A 19311-nucleotide genomic window follows, 5' to 3' on the forward strand; every position below is an offset into this window, starting at 1 on the left:
TTACGGCGACCCGCCTGCCAACTTACCGTTCGAGTGCGAAATGAGAGACGTGGTTTCGAGCAGTTCGGGCGAGGCCAGAGGTCTCGGCAGCCCTTCGAGCATCTCCGGGGCCTCCAGATCGCCGTCCACGACGCCCAGATCGTTGAGTTTGCGCGCGGTGACCAGGACGCGGCTTTCGAGCGAACCGACCGACTTGTTGTACGCCTCCACCGCCCGCGTCAACGCCCTGCCCAGCGACTCCACGTTCCTGCCGAGGGACGCCAGCCGCTCGTACAGCTCCTTGCCCAGCTCGAACACCGCCCGCGCGTTCTCGCTCAGCGCGGCCTGCTGCCAGGCGTAGTGAGCGGTGCGCAGCATCGTGATCAGCGTGGTCGGCGTGGCGATGTGCACCCGCCGCGCCATGGCGTACTCCAGCAGCGCCGGGTCGCGTTCGAGCGCGGGCGCGAGGAACGCCTCGCCCGGGATGAACAGCACGACGAACTCCGGCGACGGGTTGAACCCCTGCCAGTACGCCTTGGCCGCCAGCCGGTCGACGTGCTCGCGCACATGCCTGGCGTGCGCGTCGAGCCGGACGGTGGCCAGCGACTCGTCGCCCGCCTCCGCCGCCTCCAGGTAGGCCGCGAGCGAGACCTTGGAGTCGACCACGATGTTCTTGCCGCCGGCCAGCCTGACCACCATGTCGGGACGCATCGCGCCCTCGGTGACCTGCTCCTCGAAGTCGCAGTGGCGCTGCATCCCGGCGATCTCGGCCACCCGGCGCAGTTGCAGCTCCCCCCACCGTCCGCGGGCCTCGGGCCGCTGCAGGGCCCTGACCAGCGCGGTCGTCTGCGAGCGCAGCTGTTCGTTGCTCTGCTGCACGAACTCCATCTGCTTGGCCAGCTCCGCCCGCGCCGCCCGCTGCCCGGCCTCGGTGTCGCGAAGCTGCGACTCGACCCGCGCGAGCGCGTCCTTCAGCGGCTCGACCAGGTGCTCGACGGCCTGCCTGCGCTGGTCGAGGTCACCGGCGGCCTCGGCCCGGCTGGCCGAGAACCGGGTCTCGGCCAGTTCGAGGAAGCGCACGTTGTTGACGTCGAGGGCGCGCGTGGACAGGGCCTGGAAACGTTCGGCGAGCTGTTCCTCGACGTAGACCAGCTTCTCGGCGGCCGACCTGGCCCGCGCGTCGGCCTCGGCGACCCGCACCGCCGCGCGGGTCCTGGCGACCAGGAAGCCGACGAGGAGTCCGAGGGCGAGCCCGATGAGCAGCGAGACGACATCCACTCCAACGATGATTGCAGCACATCGCGTCTGGATCTTCCCGACACGCTTGCGGAATCCGCTTGTGCGCCGACTCATCCGTCACGCACAGTATTGAGATGGCTACCGATCTGCGGCTCGCAGTCGCCGTGTCCGCGGTGTCGGTGGCCCTGATCGCCCTGGCCGGAGCCGTGTTCACCGGTCCCGGCCCCGAGGCGCCCGCGGCCTCCCGTCCGACCCTGCGCTGGACGCCCGGCGCCTGCGTGACCGAGCGGTACGCGCTCATCGCCTGCAATGGCGGCGACTTCGAGGTGCTGGCCATCGCGCACGACCCGCCGCTGCCCGCCGACTGCCCCGACGACACCGACGACGTGCTCCGCATCGGCCTGGGCCGCACGGCCTGCGTGCGGTCCTTCCTGGCCCCGCACGCCGGTGCACCCGGCGGTGGCGGCGGCGTGCTCAGGTCCGGCGACTGCGTGGCGCTCGACGGCCGGGAGCGCCCGTGCGCGGGCTCCGGCTGGTACGGCAGGTCCGTCGCGATCGCCTCGTCCGCGCGCGAATGCCCCGCGACCACCCTCGACGCGCTCGAAAGCGGAGCGGACGTCGTCTGCCTGGGGCCCGGTGGCCAGGTGCTCGCCGAGGGCGCGTGCGTGGCCAGACCGGCCGCCGACGTGGTCGCCAGGTCGGCGGTGACCAGGGCCGCCTGCGGCTCGTCCGCCGCCTGGGCCCGGGTCGTCTCCTTCGAGACCACGCCCTCGGCCTGCCCGGCCGACGCCCAGCGTTACCTGCGCGCGGCGCCCGGCACGTACCGTCCGGTGACCTGCCTGCACCTGCTCAGCAAGTAAACTCGCTGTCCGTGAGCCTCTCCATCGGCATCGTCGGCCTGCCCAACGTCGGTAAGTCCACGCTTTTCAACGCGCTGACCAAGACCGGCAACGCACTCGCCGCGAACTACCCGTTCGCCACCATCGAGCCCAACGTCGGGATCGTGGGCGTGCCCGACGACCGCCTGCCCAAGCTGGCCGAGATCTTCGGCTCGGCCCGCATCCTGCCCGCCAAGGTCGAGTTCGTCGACATCGCGGGCCTGGTCAAGGGCGCATCCGAGGGGCAGGGCCGGGGCAACCAGTTCCTTGCCAACATCCGCGACACCGACGCGATCTGCCAGGTCATCCGCGTCTTCGGCGACCCCGACGTCACGCACGTCGACGGTGAGATCTCCCCCAAGCGGGACATCGAGACCATCAACACCGAGTTGATCATGGCCGACCTGCAGACGGTCGAGAAGGCCGTCCCGCGCCTGCAGAAGGAGGCGCGCAACAACAAGGACAAGAAGGCCGCGCTGGAGGCCGCCGAGGCCGCGCTGGCCGTCCTGGAGACCGGCAAGACCGTCTTCGAGAGCGGCCTCGACCGGGAGGAGCTGCGCGAGCTCCACCTGCTCACCGCCAAGCCCTTCCTCTACGTCTTCAACCTCGACGCCGACGAGCTGACCGACACCGCGCTCAAGGAGCAGCTGTCGGCCCTCGTCGCCCCCGCCGAGGCCGTCTTCCTCGACGCCAAGATCGAGTCCGAGCTGGTCGAGCTCGACGAGGAGGAGGCCCTGGAGCTGCTCCAGTCGGTCGGCCAGGAGGAGTCGGGCCTGCGCCAGCTCGCCCGGGTCGGCTTCGAGACGCTGGGCCTGCAGACCTACCTGACCGCCGGCCCGAAGGAGACCAGGGCCTGGACGATCCGCAAGGGCGCCACGGCGCCCGAGGCGGCCGGCGTGATCCACACCGACTTCCAGCGCGGCTTCATCAAGGCCGAGGTGGTCTCCTTCGACGACCTCGTCGAGGTGGGCTCCATCGCCAGCGCCCGATCCGCGGGCAAGGCCCGCATCGAGGGCAAGGACTACGTCATGCGCGACGGCGACGTGGTGGAGTTCCGCTTCAACGTCTGATCCGCGCTATCCGAGAAGCCCGCCGAGCAGGGCCGCGGGGCCGCCGCTGAGCGGGAGGCCGCCCCCGCCGCCGCTGTTGCTGTTGCCGGCGGGCTTCTTGTTGTCGAAGTGGATGAGCTCGTTCGCGTACGTGCCCCCCTGGCACACGGCCTTGCCGCGGCCGACGGGGGTGACCTTGCCGCCCGCGCCCGTGCACTCGCTGTCGGTGACCCAGGAGGGCGCGGCGGCGGCGGGGGAGGGGGCGGTGAGGGCGAACGCGGCGAGTGCGGCGGCGGGCAGGAGGGCGGCGGCGAGGCGACGCATCACATCAGTCCAATCACGGTGGGCTAACTTTCGCTACGCTAGGTTACCGGCGGATCGCCGTCGAAAGCCCATCGTCCGGATGACGAACTCGCAGGCCCTTCCGGGATTATGTGATTCCGGGACAACTGAGGCGTCAACCACTTTGGGTCTCTACGCGTCGAATCGTCACGGCGTTCACGCTGACTCGGGAGGCCCTCATGATCCGACGCATCATCCGGAAGCGACGTCCGGCGCCCACGCTCGCGGGCATCAGCCTGGAGGAGGAGCTGGCCCTGATCAGGGTCGAGCTCATGTACGGGCTACGCGTCAACCGTGAGGCGTACCTGCGCAGGAAGGTCGACGAGCGCAACGAGCTGGCCAGCCGCATGCGCGAGCGCGACGCCGCCTCGATGCTGGCCGACCTCCGGGGGTCGCTGGAGCGCGCGGTGTCGCCCACGGTCGTCGACCTGCACAGCCGTCGCCGGGCACGCACCGGCCAGGACCCCGAGCCCGCCTGAGCCGAGAGAGTCGTACCCCCGGAAGTGGCACATAACACCCTCTGTCCTCCTCTCATGCCAAATGCGCAGGTCGTGAGCATCTATGCCTGTTTTGGACAGCAATCCATGTCCGCCGCGCTAGGCGGAAATAGGCGTCTGGCCTGGTCAAATGGTGATTCCACCGGTAACTGACAGGAAGCGGCACTGAGTCCTGCCATACGGATCCGGTTTGCCGTCAAGGCGGTCATGCCTGCAGCATGGGCGTGGCTTTCCTGGAAGAATGGCGGGACCGGATAGGGTGACTACTTCACCGCGGATGATGGGGATCGGCAACGGACGACACCGCGCCAACCGGGGGGATCGGCGCGAGCGGAGGCGTGATGGCTCGTAGGTCTACCGTCCAGCACGATCCTCGGATCGCTGGCGAGCCTGAGCTTTCCGCGCGCCCGGACATGGCTGACTTCGACGCGCCGCCCTCGCGCAGGCCTCGTCGGGGCGGCTGGTCCGGTGGCGGCGGACGGTGGCTGGTTTGGGCCGGCCGCATCATTCTCTGGGCGCTTATTGTGGTTATCGTGGTGAATGGGATTCGTGCCCCATTTGAGCGGTTTACCCAGCAAGAGCCCACGACGACCAATGGCGCCGTCGTGGCGCACAAGGGATTCCCCGCTGACCAGGGCATGGCTTTCGCCGCCCAGTTCGCGGGGGTCTATCTGAATTTCAGTCCGGAAGACGCGGCCAGCAGGACCAGGAAGCTGGCCGCCTTCCTGGCCGAGGGCATGGACGCCCAGATGTGGTGGGACGGCTTCGGCAAGATGGCCGCCGTCGCGATCCAGCCGTACGACATCGAGGCGTCCGACGCCCAGAACGCCGTGGTGAGCGTGGCCTTCCAGTCCGGGCCGCGCCGGCTCATGCTGTCGGTCCCGATCTACTACTCCGGCGACGACAACGGCAGGCGGTTCGTCATCTCGGGCCGCCCGGCGATCCTGCCCGCGCCGGCTCCCGCCGACCTCCCGCAGGTCGCGAAGCCGGAGGCCGACGACGCGGCGGCGGCCGAGCTCAAGCCGCAACTGGAGGGCTTCTTCAAGGACTACGCCTCCGGCGACACCGCCGGGCTGCAGCGTTACGTGGCCGCCGGGAAGACGCTGCCGAGCTTCGGCAGCGCGTTCACCTTCGCGGAGTTGAAGGACATCGTGGTGCCTGTGGGGGGTGCCACCCGAGAGATCCAGGCGGTCGTGGTGTGGATCGTGCCCAACGGCGACGCTCCGGCCACACCCAGTGCCACCGACCCGGCCGCCGTCGGCGGGCGGCTGGAGCAGGCCTACCGCCTCACCGTGGAGAAGCAGGGCGACAAGTGGTACGTCGCCGACATCCGCGGCGCTGGTCGGGCCGTTGAATAGACGCACGACCGCGCTGTTGTTCGGTACCCCCCGGGAGGACAAGAAGTGACGTTGAAGACCGTAGTGCTCACCTTGATCGAAATGTCGCCGTCGCCGTCGCCGACCGGCATCGACACCGGAGGGCTCGCCAACTTCCTGCGGGCCTTCTTCGCCCCGTTGTTCCTGGTCGTCGTCTCCGTGGTCGCGCTCTTCTTCCTCTTCACCCGTGAGATCACGCGTTTCGTCCAGTTCCTCATCCTGGCTGTGGCCATCGGAGTGATCTTCTACGTTCCGAACATCATCGAGGTGACCGCGAAGGCGATCGCGGGCGCGCTGGGCATCAAGTAAAGGGTTGAGACCGCTCCAGGGCGGTCATGTACGAGCGGGTGGAGAGGAGGACTGCGTGGACCTGCCCACGTATACGAACATCTGGCGCATCGAGAAGCGGCTCTACAAGCTCTACGACCTTCGCCTCCCGATGCCGCTCCCCATCGTCTGGATCGGCGTGTTCGTCGGGGTGTTCGTGCCGTGGTCCCTCCTGCTGATCCTGGTGGGCGTGCCGGTGGCCATGCCGTGGCACGTGTTGTTCCTGGTCCCGCCGGGGATCGTGACGTGGTTGTCCACGCGTCCCGTCATCGAGGGGAAGCGGCTCACCGAGCTTCTCGAGTCCCAGCTCCGCTACCTGGGCCAGCCCAAGGCCTGGTACCGGCTCGCGCCCACGTCCGAGCCCGAGGGGGTCACGTTCTCCGGGCGCGTGTGGCGTACCACTCCGGTGCGGGTCAAGGCGAAGGCGGCGCGCAAGGCCCGCCAGCCGCAGCGCAAGCGCGAGGGGCAGCGGATCACCGGGCCGCGGCAGGTGCGTCCCGCCGTGGCCGCCGCGGCGGCGGCCGCCCAGCAGGCGCCGGTGGCGGAAGCCCGTACCGGGTGGGGGTCGCGTACCAGGCGGGGCACGGCTCCCGCGCTGGCGCCGCAGGCCCGCCGTGCCGCGCCCGCCTTCGGGCAGGACGTGCCGCTGGTCCTGGTGCCCGGGGATGAGAACGGACCGGCGTCGTCGCCGGTCGAGCACGACGTCGCCGCCGGAGAGCTGGCCAGCCGCGAGCTCACCGGCGGCGCTCTCCCCGCCCGCCCCCGTCACGCCCGCTCCGAACGCGACGCGGGCGGACGCGAGGCCCCTGAGCGCGACGCCGCAGGGCGCGGTGACGGGCACGGTGAACGTACGGACGCCGAGGCGGACAGGGCGTCGGCCGAGGCACAGGGCGGTCACGGGGCGGTCGTGTCGATCCGGGCGGCGGAAGGGCGCAGGCCCGCGTCCGGCAAGCCGATCGACACCGAGGCACTGCGGCGGCTGCGCCGGCTCGCCGCCAGCGCCGACGCCCCTCCGGAGACATCCGGACACGGCGTTGCCGAGCGCCGTGACGACGTGAGCGAGCGCCGTGCTGCCACGGACGAGCGCCGTGACGACGTGAGCGAGCGCCGTGCGGCCACGGGCGAGCGCCGCCAGGGTGCCGGTGAGCGTCCCGAAGGCGCGGACCGTGAGGGCGAGGGCCGTGAGGGCGAGAACGCGATCGCGCGCGACCAGCACAGGAAGGGGCAGCCGCCGCGAGGCGGGCCCGGCACGGTGATCCTGGGCGCGCAGCGTTCCTGGCCGCCGATCGACCCCGACGCCAAGCCCCTCTCCGGTCCGACCCTCCGCCTTGAGGACCAGATCCTCAAGGCCGAGCGCCCCACCACCTCCGACGGCGCTCCCGCGGGGGAGACCGGTCCCGCCGCCGGCGCGGACGTCGCGGCGTCCGACGCCGCCCCCGCTGAACGGCCTTCGGGCACCGAAGGCGGCACCCCCGCTGATGGCGGTACCGCCGGCGACGGCGGCGATGCCCCCGCCGGGCAGGCCGCCGCCGAAGCGGACGCATCCCATGGAGAGCCCGGCACCGCCCGGGCGGACGCCCCCTCCCACGTGGACGCCCCCTCTCACGTGGACGCCCTCGCCCCGGTCGACGCCTTTGCGCCGGACGACGCCCCCGCTCGGAAGGACGATGCCGTCGGTGCGGAGGCCCCTGTAGACCACGTCGGTGATGCGCCTGCCCTGGACGAGGAGCCCGCGCCCGTCGAGCGCGTGCATGCCGAGCCGGTCCGCGACGAGCGGGTCGAGGACGAGCCCGTCCGGGACGAGCCTGTGCGGGAGGTGGCGGCGCGGCAGCGGCCCGTCGGCGGGAGGTCAGGGGACAGGGCTGGAAAGTTCGTGGCGCCCGTGCCGGTTCCCAGGCCCGGTGAGAGCAGGCCCGCCGAGGGACGGGTGCGCAGGGTCGAGTCCGTCGTCGGCCGGGACTCCGGCGGATGGCGCAGGATCGCCCAGGTCGTGGTGGGCGGAGGCGGCGTACGAACCGACGCGTCCGAGATCGACGAGGCCAGGGCCAGGGCCGTGTTCGGCGGGAGCCGGCGGATCGTGGTGCTCGGCTGCACCGGCGGTGCGGGCCAGTCCACGACGGCGCTCATGCTCGGCCACACCTTCGCCACCTACCGCGACGACCGGATCGTCGCCGTCGACGCCAACACCGGCGGCACCACCCTGACCAGCAGGATCGAGCCGGAGACGCCCGAGACCCTGACGTCGTTGCTGTCCGGGCTCGACCAGGTCAGCGGCTACCTGAAGATGCGCGGCTTCACCACCCGCACCGCCTCCGGCCTGGAGGTGATCTCGGCCGACACCGACGCGGGCGCCGAGCAGCGCCTCGCCGACCGCAGCTTCTTCTCCGACCACCGTCTCGGCGAGTCGATGCGGTTGCTCGACCGCCACTACAAGCTGTCGGTCATCGACCCGGCCGCCGCGCTCGCGGCCCGCATCCTGCCGTACGCCGACCAGCTCGTGCTGGTGGTCCCGGCGAGCGAGGAGGCGGCGGAAGCGGTGGCGATGACGTACGAATGGCTGGACGGGCACGGGTGCGGCGAGCTGCGCAGGCGTGCGGTGATGGTCGTCAACGGCGTCAGCAGGCGTTCGATGGCCGACGTCGAGCAGGCGGAGGCGGTGGCCAGAGGCAGGTGCCGGGCCATCGTCCGGGTCCCGTGGGAGGACGGCCTGGCGCCCGGCGGCGCCGAGATCGTCGACCCCGGTCAGTTGCGCGCGGCCGGACGGCGGGCCTACCTCGCCCTCGCCGGCGTCGTGATCGCAGGCTTCGCGGTACAGGCACACGGACAGGCCGTCCGACCGAGCGAAGAGGAGTTGGCGAGTGACCCCCCGGGCACGAGAATCGGTGAGCGTTAAGTGAACATGCGAGCAGGTCTGGCCCGTTCATGCGCCGAGGGGGCGGCATGAGCAGGGCGTCCCGAGCGCACCAGCGCCTCGCGGTCCGGTACTTCGACGACCGCATCCTGCTCACGGACACCTGCGCGTGGGCGTACTTCCGGCTTCCGACGGTCAGCTACGAGTTCGTCACGCCGGAGGAACGCGAGGCGCTGGCCACCAACGTCACGATCGCGCTGGCCGCGATCAGGATGCCCGACGCCGAGGTCCACCTGCGGGTCGCGCACCGCACCTACCCGGCGGCCGAGTGGGCGATGGCGCTCAACGCCACGTCCGACGAGGGGCCCGGCTGGCGCGACTACCTGGAGGAGATGTACCGGCACGTCTGGGCGAAGGACTTCTGGTCGAAGGAGGTCTTCCTGGGCGTACGCCTCGGGCCGCGCGGCAAGCAGCTCGGCAGCGGCGTGCTGGCCCAGCTTCTCGGCTTCTACCAGAAGACCGAGAAGGCGCTCGGCATGGAGGACGACCACGTCCCGGACAGCGAGATCGGCCGCTGGACGGAGTCGGCCGAACGGCTGGGCAGGGCGCTGGCGTCCAGTGCCCTGTACGCCAGGCACGCCACGTCCGTCGAGGTGGCCTGGCTGTTCCAGCACGCCGCCGCCGGAGCGCTCGGCGACCCGCCGCCCTCGGCCAGCCCGAAGCGGCGCTGGGGCAAGGGCGAGATCGAGTCGCTGGTCGAGGGCGAGATCCACAACGGCAGGTCGTTGCTGCGGATCGTGCAGCCGCAGGGCGACTCGTACGTGGCCCATCTGTCCTTCGCCCGCTTCCCCGACCTCATGCCGTTCCCCGACGGCGAGCCGTGGATGCACTTCGCCGACCAGCTGCCCTTCCCGGTGGAGATCTCGTCCAGGATGCGGCTGATCCCGCCGGTCAAGGCGTCCAAGGACGTCGCGCGCAAGCTGGCCCACGCCCGCGACATGGACCACCACATCCGCGAGGCGGGCGCGGAGGCGCCGATCGCGCTGGCCGAGCAGATCGACGCGGCCCGCATGCTCGAACACGGCATCACCAAGGAACGACTGCCCTTCGTGTACGGCTGGCACCGCCTGATCGTCTCGGCCCCCACGGAGGACATCTGCGTGCAGCGGGTCGAGGCGGTCGTCGAGCACTACCGCGACATGGGCATCGACGTGGTGAACTCGACCGGCGACCAGTTCTCGCTGTTCTGCGAGGCGCTGCCGGGCGAGAAGGTGCGCGTCAACGCCTACGCCCAGCGCCAGCCGCTGCGGACGATCGCGGGCGGCATGGCCACGGCCACCGTCGACCTCGGCGACCGGCTCGACGACGGCAGCGAGGGCTGGCTCGGGCCGTACATCGGGGAGACGGTCGGCCGGGCGCGCAGCATCGTGCACTTCGACCCGCTGCTGGCCGCGAGCCGCAACCGGCCGACCGCCATCGCGATCACCGGCGAGCCGGGCGGCGGCAAGACCACGCTCGCGCTGCTGATGATCTACCAGATGGCGCTGCGCGGGGTCACGGTCGCGGTGATCGACCCGAAGGGCGACGCCGAGTCGCTGGTCCAGCTCCTGGAGAAGCGCGGGCGCAAGGCCAGGGTGATCCCGCTGGGCTCGGCCGCGCCGGGGCTGCTCGACCCGTTCTCGTTCGGCGACGACATCGCGGCGAAGAAGACCATGGCGACCGAGACGCTGCGGCTGCTGCTGCCCCGCATGTCGGAGGAGCGCGAGTCGGCCATGATCCAGGCGGTGGCCGCGGTCTCCAACGGGGCCGACCCGTCGCTGGGCAAGGTGGTCGACTACCTGGAGCGGGCCGACGACCCGGCGTCCAAGAACCTGGGCGCGGTGCTGCGTTCGATGTCGGAGATGCACCTGGCCCGGCTCTGCTTCGACCCCTCGGGCGGCGACCAGATCGACAGCGAGGGCTGGACCACCGTGTTCACCCTGGGCGGGCTGACGCTCCCCGACGTGGCCACGACCAGGGACGACTACTCCTACGAGCAGCGGCTCTCGGTGGCCCTGCTCTACCTGGTCTCGCAGTTCGCCCGCAGGCTGATGAACGGCCTCGACCGCCGCGCCCCCAAGGCGATCTTCCTGGACGAGGCGTGGGCGATCACCTCCACGCCCGAGGGCGCCAAGCTCGTGCCCGAGGTCAGCCGCATGGGACGGTCCCGGAACACGGCGCTCGTCCTGGTGTCCCAGAACGCCGGAGACCTGCTGAACGAGCAGGTGACCAACTGTCTGTCCTCGGTGTTCGCGTTCCGTTCCACCGAAAGGGTGGAGGTGGACCACGTCATGTCGCTGCTCGGCGTGGAGCCGTCGGAGGAGCACAAGGCCGTGCTCCGCTCGCTCGGCAACGGCGAATGCGTATTCCGTGATCTGGATGGCAGAGCCGGGCGCATCGGAGTAGACCTGATCTCCGAAGAACTGCTCCGCTGGCTCGACACGAACCCGACACACGACAAACCAGACGGTGGCGGGCATGATGATCTTCGAGGGGGCGTGGGCAGGGCGCAGGAGGTGCGGTCATGAAGATCCGACTATCCCGACGACTGGCGCTGGTTCTCGCGCTGGTCAGTGCCGTTCTCGTGGTTCCGCTGGTGGTGGGCGGTTTCTCCACGCCCGTCGCGGCGGCGCCCTGTGACCTGTCGGGGCCCCTCAACCCCGAGATGATCGGCGGTGGCACCGACGGAATGATCCAGCCGCCGCCTCCCACGGGCGGCGCCCAGGCCCCGACGACGAACTACGGCCAGTTCGGCATGGCCGGCCAGTTCTGGCAGACCCACGGGCTCGGCTGCTCCGACTACGTCGCCGTGCTGGGCAACATGTGGGCCAACGGCGTCTTCACCGCGGCCAAGGCCATCGACCGGCTGACGATCACGACGTACCAGGCGGCCGCGACGGAAGGGCCGCTCCAGTCGATCAAGGACGTCGTCGACGACATCGTCCAGAACCTGTCCGAGGCCATGTACTGGCCGTTCCTGCGGCCGATCGTGATCCTCGGCGCGATCTGGCTCGCCTGGTACGGCCTGATCCGCAAGCGGGCCACCACCACCGCCGAGGGCGTGATCTGGATGGTCCTCGCGGTCACCGTGGCCGTGTGGTTCTTCAGCCGGCCGGGCGACTTCACCGGGCTCGGCAAGGTCGTGACGGACAAGACGGGCGAGGTGGTCAACTCCGCCTTCTCCGGCCTGCCGGGCGCGGGCGGCGCGTCCTGCCTGCCACCACCCGGCCAGACGAACCCCCAGATCAAACCGGGCGGCTACGGCCAGGTCGGCACCGCCGGCGTCGATCAGAACGCCGACGCCCTGTGGTCCACCCTGGTCTGCAAGCCGTGGCTGGTGGGCATGTTCGGCACCGCCGACCCGCAGCAGCCGATCGTGCGCGACTTCGGGCGCAAGATGCTGGAGACCCAGTCGATCGCCCCCGCCGTGGCCGGCCAGCCCGCCCCCGACATCGCCGCCCATCAGGCCGAGTACGCCAAGGTCGCCGAGCTGCTCAAGAACGACTCCCGCTACACGGTCTTCTCCGGCCGCGACTGGTCGAGCAGGCTCGGCGTGTCCGTCGGCGCGCTCATCGCGGCGGTGGTGGCCGGGCTGCTGATCTTCCTGGTGGCGGTCTCGCTGCTGGTGCTCAAGGTGGGCTTCCTGCTGCTGCTGATACTCGGGCCGGTGTTCCTGCTGGTCGGCGTCCATCCGGGCAGCGGGCGCATCATCGCCATGCGCTGGGTGGAGATGCTCGTCGGCACGCTGCTCAGGCAGGCGGTGCTGACGCTCGTCCTCAGCGTCCTGGTCTACGGGTACGCCCTGATCATCTCCACGGCCATGCCCTGGGGGCTGCAGGTGCTGTTCATGGCGCTGCTGACGATCGCGGTGTTCTTCTACCGGCGTCCGTTCCAGCATCTGTTCGCGTCCCTGAGCGGCCACACGGTCGCCACCCGCATGCTCGGCGACGCCGCGAGCTCGCCCGTGCTGGAGCGGGCCGCGAACGTGCTGCCGCCGGTCGCCGGCGCCAAGCTCGGCCGGTGGGGCCTGCGCAAGGCCGAGCCGCTCATCAGGGCGGCGGCCGCGGGCAGCGGCGCGGGCGCGGCGGCCGGCGCCGCGGTCGCCCAGGCGCGCATGCGCGGCGAGGAGGGCGAGGGCGTCTCGGCGGGCACCCGGATGCCGGTGTCGGCCGCGCCGCTGGACACCGACCAGCAGGGCGGTAAGGCGGGGGCCCGGCCTCCGCTCGAACCCCGCAGGGGCACCGCGCCCCCGCTCAACCTCGGCGGCCAGGCCGGCAGGACGCGTGGCCCGGCGCCGAGCGGCGCCCGCGGAGCGGGCTCCGGTGCGGCGGCCGCGGGTGGCACGCCGTCCGGGGGCATGGCCGCGGGTGGCGGCTCCGCCGGGGGTTCCGGCGGTGGCGGCGGTGGCGCTGGTGGCGGTGGCTGGTTCGGCGGCCGGTCGGGTGGCGGATGGGCCTCGCGGGGCGGCGCGTCCGGTGGTTCGCGCAACGGCTCCTCGGGCGGTTCGCGCGGCTCCCGGTTCGGCGGGTCCGGCGGGGGCGGCGGCTCGCGGTCCTCGGGGTCGCGTACGCGTGGCTCCAGTGGCGGGCTGTTCGGCGGCGGTGGCGGTTCGGGGTCCGGTTCCGGTGGGTCCGGGGGCGGCTTCTTCGGCGGCGGCGGCGGGTCCAGGAACGGTGGCGGGTCCAGGTCCGGGGGGTCGGCGTCCCGGCCGTCCGGCGCGTCGTCGGGGCCCAGGATCTTCGGGTCGGACGAGTCGTCGTCCCGCTCGTCCGAGGCGCCGCCGCTGTGGTTGCGCAGCGGCGGCAACGGCGGCTCGGGTGACGATCCGTCGGTGCCGTTCTGGCTCAAGCCCAACAGCGGCAAGGACTGACCATGGCTCAGTCCGGTGACAAGCGCGGGCTGGCCTTCGCCGCCATCGTCGTGGTCATCGCCGCGGTCGGCGTCTACCTCACGATGTGGCCGAGCTCGGACGATCCGCCCGAGCAGGCCCCGTCCACGGGCAGGACGTCCGCGGCCGCGCCCTCGGCGCCCAGCAAGCCGCTGGCCACGGCCAGCGACGCGCCGTTCGACGTCTACTCCTACCTGCCGATGAAGAAGGAGCAGCTCGCCGCGGCGGCGGACCTCGCCGAGCGCTTCACCGCCGTCTACGGCACCTTCAGGTACGACGAGGAGCCGGCCGCGTACGCGGCGAGGGTCAAGACGTTCACCACCGCCGAGCTGGGCAACATCCTCACCCGGACGCTCACCTCGGCGGGCACCGTCCAGCAGAACCGCGACGACCAGGTCGTCTCCCAGGCCACGGCCCGACTGAAGGAGATCAGGCAGATCGAGAAGACCTCCATCGTCTTCGTCGTGACCGAGACCAGGCAGGTCACCGCGAAGAGCGGCAGCAGGCAGGACGTCGAGGACCTGGCGGTCACGGTGAGCCAGCTCGGCGCCGACTGGCGGATCTTCGACGTGCTGCCCGCCACCGAAGGCCAGGACGGGGACAGCTAGCGGTGAAGTCCTCCCCCACCCGCCTGGCGCTGCTGCTCGGTCTCGCCGGGGTCCTCCTCCTGGCTGCGATCATCATCTCGCCGATGTTGCTGGTCACGATGCCGTCCTTCCTGAACGGCGGTGGCGAGGGCTCGGTCGACTGCGAGGGCGGCACCCAGGTGCAGGAGGTGTCCGACTCGGGCGCCGCCGACATCCCGGGCGACTACCTCGACCTGTACAAGAAGTGGGGCAAGAAGATCGGCGTCCAGTGGACGATCCTGGCCGCCGTGGGCAAGCGCGAGACCGACCACGGCCGCAGCGACCTGCCCGGCGTCAAGAGCGGCACCAACTACGCGGGCGCGGCCGGCCCGATGCAGTTCCTGATCTCGACGTGGGGCGGCAAGGCGCAGGTGCCGATGTCCTCGACGTTCAACGGCTACGCCTCCGACGGCGACGGCGACGGCGTGGGCGACGTCTACAACCCCGCCGACGCCATCCTCGGGGCCGCCAAGATGCTCAAGCGCAACGGCGCGCCCGAGAACGTCCGGCGGGCCCTGTTCACCTACAACCGCGCCTGGTGGTACGTCGACCAGGTCGAGGAGATCGCCAGGAAGTACGCCAAGTCGGGTGCGGTGGAGGTGCCGCCGCAGGCCTCCGAGGAGTGCGACGACCCCCTGGTGGCGGCCGCGCCCAGCGACATCGTGGCCAAGATCCTCCAGTTCGCGCTGGCGCAGCGCGGCAAGCCGTACCTGTGGGGCGGCACCGGGCCGGACGCGTTCGACTGCTCGGGCGTCATCTACGCGGCCTACCGGGCCGCCGGGCTGAGCATCCCGCGCACGACGTTCACGCAGTGGCCGTTCGGGGTGAAGGTGCCGGCGGGGGACGAGCAGCCCGGGGACCTGGTGTTCTTCAACGCCGGTCCGGGCTCGTCGGCCGACAACCCCGGTCACGTGGGGCTGGTCGTGTCCGAGGGCAAGATGCTGGAGGCCCGGTGCACGCTGTGCGGGCCGATCAAGGTGACGAGCTACCAGGCGCGCGACAACAAGATGGGCTTCACCCGTCCCCTGCAGAACCCCGATGTGCTCGACCAGCTCAAGAAGCTGCAGAATCCCGCACTGTGAGGATGACGAACGCATGAGCACGATCGTGGTGGCGGCGGTGATCGTCGCCCCGGGCGGCAAGGTGCTGGCCGCGCAGCGGGCCGCGCCCGCCGCGCTGGCCGGGGGCTGGGAGTTCCCCGGCGGCAAGGTGGACCCGGGTGAGAGCGAGGTCGACGCGCTGGTCCGGGAGTGCCGGGAGGAGCTCGGCGTGGAGATCACGGTGGGCGCGCGCGTGGGCGAGGACTGGGCGCTGTCGGAGGGGTACGTCCTGCGCGTCTGGCTGGCCACGCTCACCTCCGGCACGCCCGAGGCCCGTGAGCACCTGGCGTTGCGCTGGCTGGGGCCGGGGGAGTACTACGACGTGGAGTGGCTCGGGGCCGACCTGCCGATCATGAAGACCGTGGAGAGTCTGCTGCGGCAGGATTAGACCGTCTCTCTCTGTGACATAACGATTACTACACGTGATTTGTCGCAGTGGGGGAGTGGAGTGATGCGGCGTGGCTGGATCCTTTCTGGAGCGTTGATCCTGGTGGCGCTGCCCTCCGTGCCCGTGGCGGCTGCGGGGGTGACGCTCGTGCTCGAACGCGTGAGCGGCCCCGAGGGCATGGGGAAGTGGATCAGGACGGGTGACGTCCAGCGTTTTAGGGTCCGGCTCAACGGGATGGCCAAGGGGGCCAAGGTCGCGGTGGCCACCAGCCCGGTCGAGGCGCTGGCGGGGGTGTCCTGCCCGACGTCCTCCGGCGCTTCCCGGATGGCGGCCGGTGGGGTGGACGGGGCCGAGGAGTCCGGTGGGGAGGGGGCTCATCCGCTGCCGTTCCCGGTTCCGGGCGGGGAGCCCGCGCCGGGCCGACGCCTGACGCGGGCGGAGGCCGGTTACAGCGCGCCGCAGACGGGGGCCGACCGGGAGGCGGCGCAGTGGGGGCCGGGAGCGCCAGGGGTTCAGGGCGCGCCGCCGGTCGGGGCCGGGCAGGGGATGCCGCAGGTCGGCGGTGCGCAGGGGGTGCCGCACGCCGAGGACGGTCGGGGCGTCCCGCGCCCTGAGGACGCGTCCCGCGCCCAGGGCGGGCTGGGAGCGCATCAGGTCCAGGGGGGTCAGGGAGCGCCTCGGGCTCAGGACAGGCAGGGCGCCTCTTGGGCTGAGCGGGGTTCGGGGGTGTCCCGGGCCGAAGGTGGCCAGGAGGGGGCACGGGCTGAAGGTGGCCAGGAGGGGACACGGGCTGAAGGTGGCCAGGAGGGGGCACGGGCTGAAGGTGGTCGGGGCGGGGCCCAGGTCGGCGGGCGGGAGGCGGCTGGGATGCTGGCCGCGCGGGCCCTGGCCGGTGGGGAGGGTTCGACTGCCGATGGCGGTGCACTGCCCGGCGCGCGGGTCTGCGCCCTCGGGGCGGTCTCCGGGGAGCGGGCACTGGATGTGATCTTCCAGGCGCCTGCGGGGGCCAAGGAGGTGGTGCTCGCGGCGGTGGCCAGGATGCGGACGCCCTCCGGTGGGCTGACCACCATGAGCAGGAGCGCGTCCATGCAGGTGGGGGAGGAGATGCCGCGCGAGGCCGCCACGATCAGCGGCCAGGCGGTGCCCGTTCCTGCCCCCCACAACGGGCGGCGGCTGGGCGGCGCGCAAGGCGGGCCGTGGGCGGGCGTACGGGGGCAGCAGGGTGGCGCTGCGGGGTTGCTCGCAGGTTCCGGAGGGAAGACGCGAGGCGGCCTCCTGGGTGCGGGTGGCGCCGGCGCGGGTGGCACCGGTGGTGCGCTTGGTGGCACGGGTGGTGCGGCGGCGGGGTGGCCCGGCCTTTCCGGAGGGGCCACCGGCTTGGGAGCCGTCGGCGGAGCTCAGGGGGCGCTCCCCAGGGTGAGGGCCGGGGGTGCGATGCAGGCCCCGCGCGCAGGTGGCGTGGGCGGGGTCCGAGGGGCGTTGCCCGGAGCGCAGGTTCCCCGAGTCGGAGGTACGGGCGGGACGTTGGGGGCGTTCCCGCGGGCGGGGGGTGTGGGGCAGGTGCCCGGCGCGGCCGGCCAGACGCGCAGCGGCACGGCGGGGCAACAAGCCCTCCCCGGTGGCCTGATGGCGCGCAACCTGCCCGGCGGCGTGGCGCGCAGCCTGCCAGGTGGCGCGGCCGGGAGCGCGCCTGGCGGTGTTGCGGGAAGCCTGCCAGGTGGCGCGGCGGGGAGCCTGTCTGGTGGTGTGGCGGGGAGTGTGCCCGGGGCGTTGGGGAGTCTGGCCGGAGGGGCTGCGCACGGAGGGTTGTCCGGGGCGGCGGGGTTGGCGCCGGGTGGGGTGCCGGGGGCGCTGCATCAGAGCCTGCCCGGTGGCGTGATGCCCGGGGGTGTGGCCGGTGGAGTGTCAGGGGGCCTGCCCGGTGGGGCGCTGCCGGGGGGTGTGGCCGCCGGCGGGGTGCCGGGGGGCGTGCCGGCGGGGGCGGTTGCCGGTGGGGGGAGCCCGGGGGTGGTGAGCCTGGCGCCGGAGTCGGCGGCCGGGGCGCCGTGGCCGGTGCAGGTCGTGGAGGCGCGGAAACCTGTTCGTCCCGTCGCCTACGCCAGCCCTCTGGACGGCCCTCGCGGTTTCTCGCTGGTCATCGGGGGGATCGGCGTGCTGCTGGGAGCCCTGTGGCTGGTCCCGAGACTCCAACGCAGGCGTAAGCCGCGAAACGTATGGTAATTCCGTCTTTACTGTTGCTTTGACCCGACTAGTATTCCCTTGACCAAGGTTCCGGGACTATGCGGAGGGCTCCGGTGGCACGCACGCGAGCGACGGCCGTGTCCGCGATCGTCCTGGCGCTCGGGCTGACGGGTGTCGGTGTGGCCCCGTTCGTCGGTCAGAGCGCGAGCGCCTCCGTCAGCCGCGCGGCCTTCGACCCGGCGGTGGAGCCGTGCGACGCGGGCGAGACCTGCGATCCGCAGACCACGGTCACCGTCACGACGACGTTGGGCACGCCCACCCCGGAGGAGGCTCCGGAGACGACGATCACCCACACCGTCACCGCGGGCCCGACGAAGACCACGAAGGCACCGAAACCGCCCAAGACCACCACCGCGCCCACACCTCCGCCCGTCCAGGAGACGACGCAGCAGCCGCTGGCGCCCCTGCCCACCGCGCAGACCACGGCCGGGCCGCTGCCCACGGAGCAGTCGACGGAGCCGACCGTCGAGATGCCGTCCGTCGCGCCGACGGACTCGCCCACCGCGGCCGTCCCGCCGCCGCCGAGCGACACCGCCCCGGCCACGGACTCGGGCCAGCTGGAGTTGCGCGCGGCCGCGCCGGAGTTCGACCAGAAGTCGCTGACGCAGAAGCTCAGCATCCCGGCGCTGGTGCTCGTCCTGCTCGCGCTGTTCGCGGTGCTCATCTTCGAGGGACGGCTGCGCCGCATGGCCCACGCGGCGGCCGTGCGCAAGGCGGGCCCTCCGGCGGGCTCCCCGATGGGCCGTCCGGACGCGCCGCCGCCCGGCTACCCGGCGGGCCCCGGTTACGCCACGGCCTCCTTCCCCGCCCCCGGCTACCCGGGCGGCACGGCGTACGCGCCGATCATCAGCTTCGTCCCGATCCAGACCTACCCGACCGGCCAGCCCGGTTACGGCCCGGCGTACCACGACCCGGCGGCCTACCACGACCCGTACGGGCACCAGGGCGGCTACCCGCCCGAGCCGGAGCCGACAGTGCCCGCGACCATGCCCGCCACCATGCCCGCAACCATGCCCGCGACAGCCCCCGAGCCCGTCGTGCTGCACCCGGACGAGTTCGACTCCTACAGCGAGCCGCCGCAGGCCACCCAGGACTACCGTGACCCGTTCGAGCCGCTGATCCCCGCCGAGCAGCCGCCGGCCGACATCCCGCCGGGCGGCGGGAAGCCGTACGAGGATGAGCGCGAGTTCCCGCTGGCCCCGGCCGCGGCGGCCGAGAGCGGCGACTCCGAGCCCTGGCAGCAGGGCCCGTCGCTGTTCGAGCCGAAGCAGCCCGTGCAGCCCCGGCAGCCGGGGCCGTCCGAGGGGTACCAGCCGCCGCCGTACCTGCCGCCGGAGGGGGACGCCGCGACGGTCGTCCAGCCGTTGCCGCCGCAGCAGCCGGAGGACGCCACGAAGGAGATTCCGGACCCGAAGCACAAGAAGAAGCGCTGGGGCCGCAAGTAGCGGAGAACGACGGAAGCGGGGGCCGGACGGATCCGGCCCCCGCTTC

Annotated in this window: 14 protein-coding genes; 12 read left to right on the plus strand and 2 right to left on the minus strand. The window is 72.1% G+C overall.

The window, feature by feature from the left end; genetic code table 11:
- Nucleotides 1-1266: a DNA recombination protein RmuC gene (locus tag AB0J97_RS38970; RefSeq protein ID WP_357704328.1), complete on the minus strand. Its 1266-nt coding sequence runs from the start codon at nucleotides 1264-1266 to the stop codon at nucleotides 1-3.
- A gap of 86 nt (nucleotides 1267-1352) precedes the next feature.
- Between AB0J97_RS38970 and AB0J97_RS38975 the strand changes: the two genes are divergently transcribed.
- Nucleotides 1353-2078, plus strand: coding sequence for a hypothetical protein (locus AB0J97_RS38975; RefSeq protein WP_364098579.1), 726 nt, complete (start codon nucleotides 1353-1355; stop codon nucleotides 2076-2078).
- Between the two features lie 11 nt (nucleotides 2079-2089).
- The gene (ychF, locus tag AB0J97_RS38980) at nucleotides 2090-3166 is read left to right on the plus strand and encodes a redox-regulated ATPase YchF (RefSeq protein ID WP_364098582.1); all 1077 of its coding nucleotides are present in this window, start codon (nucleotides 2090-2092) and stop codon (nucleotides 3164-3166) included.
- Between the two features lie 6 nt (nucleotides 3167-3172).
- Here ychF and AB0J97_RS38985 read toward each other — a convergent pair whose 3' ends face one another.
- Nucleotides 3173-3469: a hypothetical protein gene (locus tag AB0J97_RS38985; protein WP_364098585.1), complete on the minus strand. Its 297-nt coding sequence runs from the start codon at nucleotides 3467-3469 to the stop codon at nucleotides 3173-3175.
- Between the two features lie 197 nt (nucleotides 3470-3666).
- Here AB0J97_RS38985 and AB0J97_RS38990 point away from each other — a divergent pair, with 197 nt between their 5' ends.
- From AB0J97_RS38990 to AB0J97_RS39035, 10 genes are all read left to right on the plus strand, one after another.
- Entirely contained in the window at nucleotides 3667-3966 is a 300-nt protein-coding gene (locus AB0J97_RS38990; protein WP_364098588.1) for a hypothetical protein, read from the plus strand.
- Nucleotides 3967-4589: 623 nt separating this feature from the next.
- Nucleotides 4590-5342, plus strand: a complete 753-nt coding sequence (locus tag AB0J97_RS38995) for a conjugal transfer protein (protein WP_364098591.1) — start codon at nucleotides 4590-4592, stop codon at nucleotides 5340-5342.
- 81 nt (nucleotides 5343-5423) lie between these two features.
- Nucleotides 5424-5669, plus strand: coding sequence for a hypothetical protein (locus AB0J97_RS39000; RefSeq protein ID WP_352325464.1), 246 nt, complete (start codon nucleotides 5424-5426; stop codon nucleotides 5667-5669).
- Nucleotides 5670-5724: 55 nt separating this feature from the next.
- A complete protein-coding gene (locus tag AB0J97_RS39005; protein ID WP_364098594.1) occupies nucleotides 5725-8580 on the plus strand; it encodes a TcpE family conjugal transfer membrane protein in 2856 nt (951 codons plus the stop codon).
- Between the two features lie 47 nt (nucleotides 8581-8627).
- Nucleotides 8628-11105 carry an ATP-binding protein gene (locus tag AB0J97_RS39010; RefSeq protein WP_364098597.1) on the plus strand — a complete coding sequence of 826 codons (2478 nt, stop codon included), beginning with the start codon at nucleotides 8628-8630 and terminating at the stop codon, nucleotides 11103-11105.
- A complete protein-coding gene (locus AB0J97_RS39015; RefSeq protein WP_364098600.1) occupies nucleotides 11102-13447 on the plus strand; it encodes a type IV secretion system protein in 2346 nt (781 codons plus the stop codon). The genes AB0J97_RS39010 and AB0J97_RS39015 overlap by 4 nt, the downstream gene beginning before the upstream one ends.
- Before the next feature lie 2 nt (nucleotides 13448-13449).
- Nucleotides 13450-14073 carry a hypothetical protein gene (locus tag AB0J97_RS39020; protein WP_357704151.1) on the plus strand — a complete coding sequence of 208 codons (624 nt, stop codon included), beginning with the start codon at nucleotides 13450-13452 and terminating at the stop codon, nucleotides 14071-14073.
- Between the two features lie 2 nt (nucleotides 14074-14075).
- Nucleotides 14076-15173: a bifunctional lytic transglycosylase/C40 family peptidase gene (locus AB0J97_RS39025; RefSeq protein WP_357704153.1), complete on the plus strand. Its 1098-nt coding sequence runs from the start codon at nucleotides 14076-14078 to the stop codon at nucleotides 15171-15173.
- 13 nt (nucleotides 15174-15186) lie between these two features.
- A complete protein-coding gene (locus tag AB0J97_RS39030; protein ID WP_357704155.1) occupies nucleotides 15187-15579 on the plus strand; it encodes a (deoxy)nucleoside triphosphate pyrophosphohydrolase in 393 nt (130 codons plus the stop codon).
- Nucleotides 15580-17873: 2294 nt separating this feature from the next.
- Nucleotides 17874-19265: a hypothetical protein gene (locus tag AB0J97_RS39035; RefSeq protein ID WP_364098605.1), complete on the plus strand. Its 1392-nt coding sequence runs from the start codon at nucleotides 17874-17876 to the stop codon at nucleotides 19263-19265.
- The last annotated feature ends 46 nt before the right edge of the window (nucleotides 19266-19311 follow it).

Source organism: Nonomuraea sp. NPDC049607 (assembly GCF_040675375.1).
Taxonomy (GTDB): Bacteria; Actinomycetota; Actinomycetes; order Streptosporangiales; family Streptosporangiaceae; genus Nonomuraea.

What these genes read in the sequence shown, in the direction of transcription:
- AB0J97_RS38975 (WP_364098579.1), top strand. Translation starts at nt 1,353, where the DNA reads ATGGCTACCGATCTGCGGCTCGCAGTCGCCGTGTCCGCGGTGTCGGTG.
- AB0J97_RS38985 (WP_364098585.1), bottom strand. Translation starts at nt 3,469, where the DNA reads ATGCGTCGCCTCGCCGCCGCCCTCCTGCCCGCCGCCGCACTCGCCGCG.
- AB0J97_RS38990 (WP_364098588.1), top strand. Translation starts at nt 3,667, where the DNA reads ATGATCCGACGCATCATCCGGAAGCGACGTCCGGCGCCCACGCTCGCG.
- AB0J97_RS39000 (WP_352325464.1), top strand. Translation starts at nt 5,424, where the DNA reads ATGTCGCCGTCGCCGTCGCCGACCGGCATCGACACCGGAGGGCTCGCC.
- AB0J97_RS39010 (WP_364098597.1), top strand. Translation starts at nt 8,628, where the DNA reads ATGAGCAGGGCGTCCCGAGCGCACCAGCGCCTCGCGGTCCGGTACTTC.
- AB0J97_RS39015 (WP_364098600.1), top strand. Translation starts at nt 11,102, where the DNA reads ATGAAGATCCGACTATCCCGACGACTGGCGCTGGTTCTCGCGCTGGTC.
- AB0J97_RS39020 (WP_357704151.1), top strand. Translation starts at nt 13,450, where the DNA reads ATGGCTCAGTCCGGTGACAAGCGCGGGCTGGCCTTCGCCGCCATCGTC.
- AB0J97_RS39030 (WP_357704155.1), top strand. Translation starts at nt 15,187, where the DNA reads ATGAGCACGATCGTGGTGGCGGCGGTGATCGTCGCCCCGGGCGGCAAG.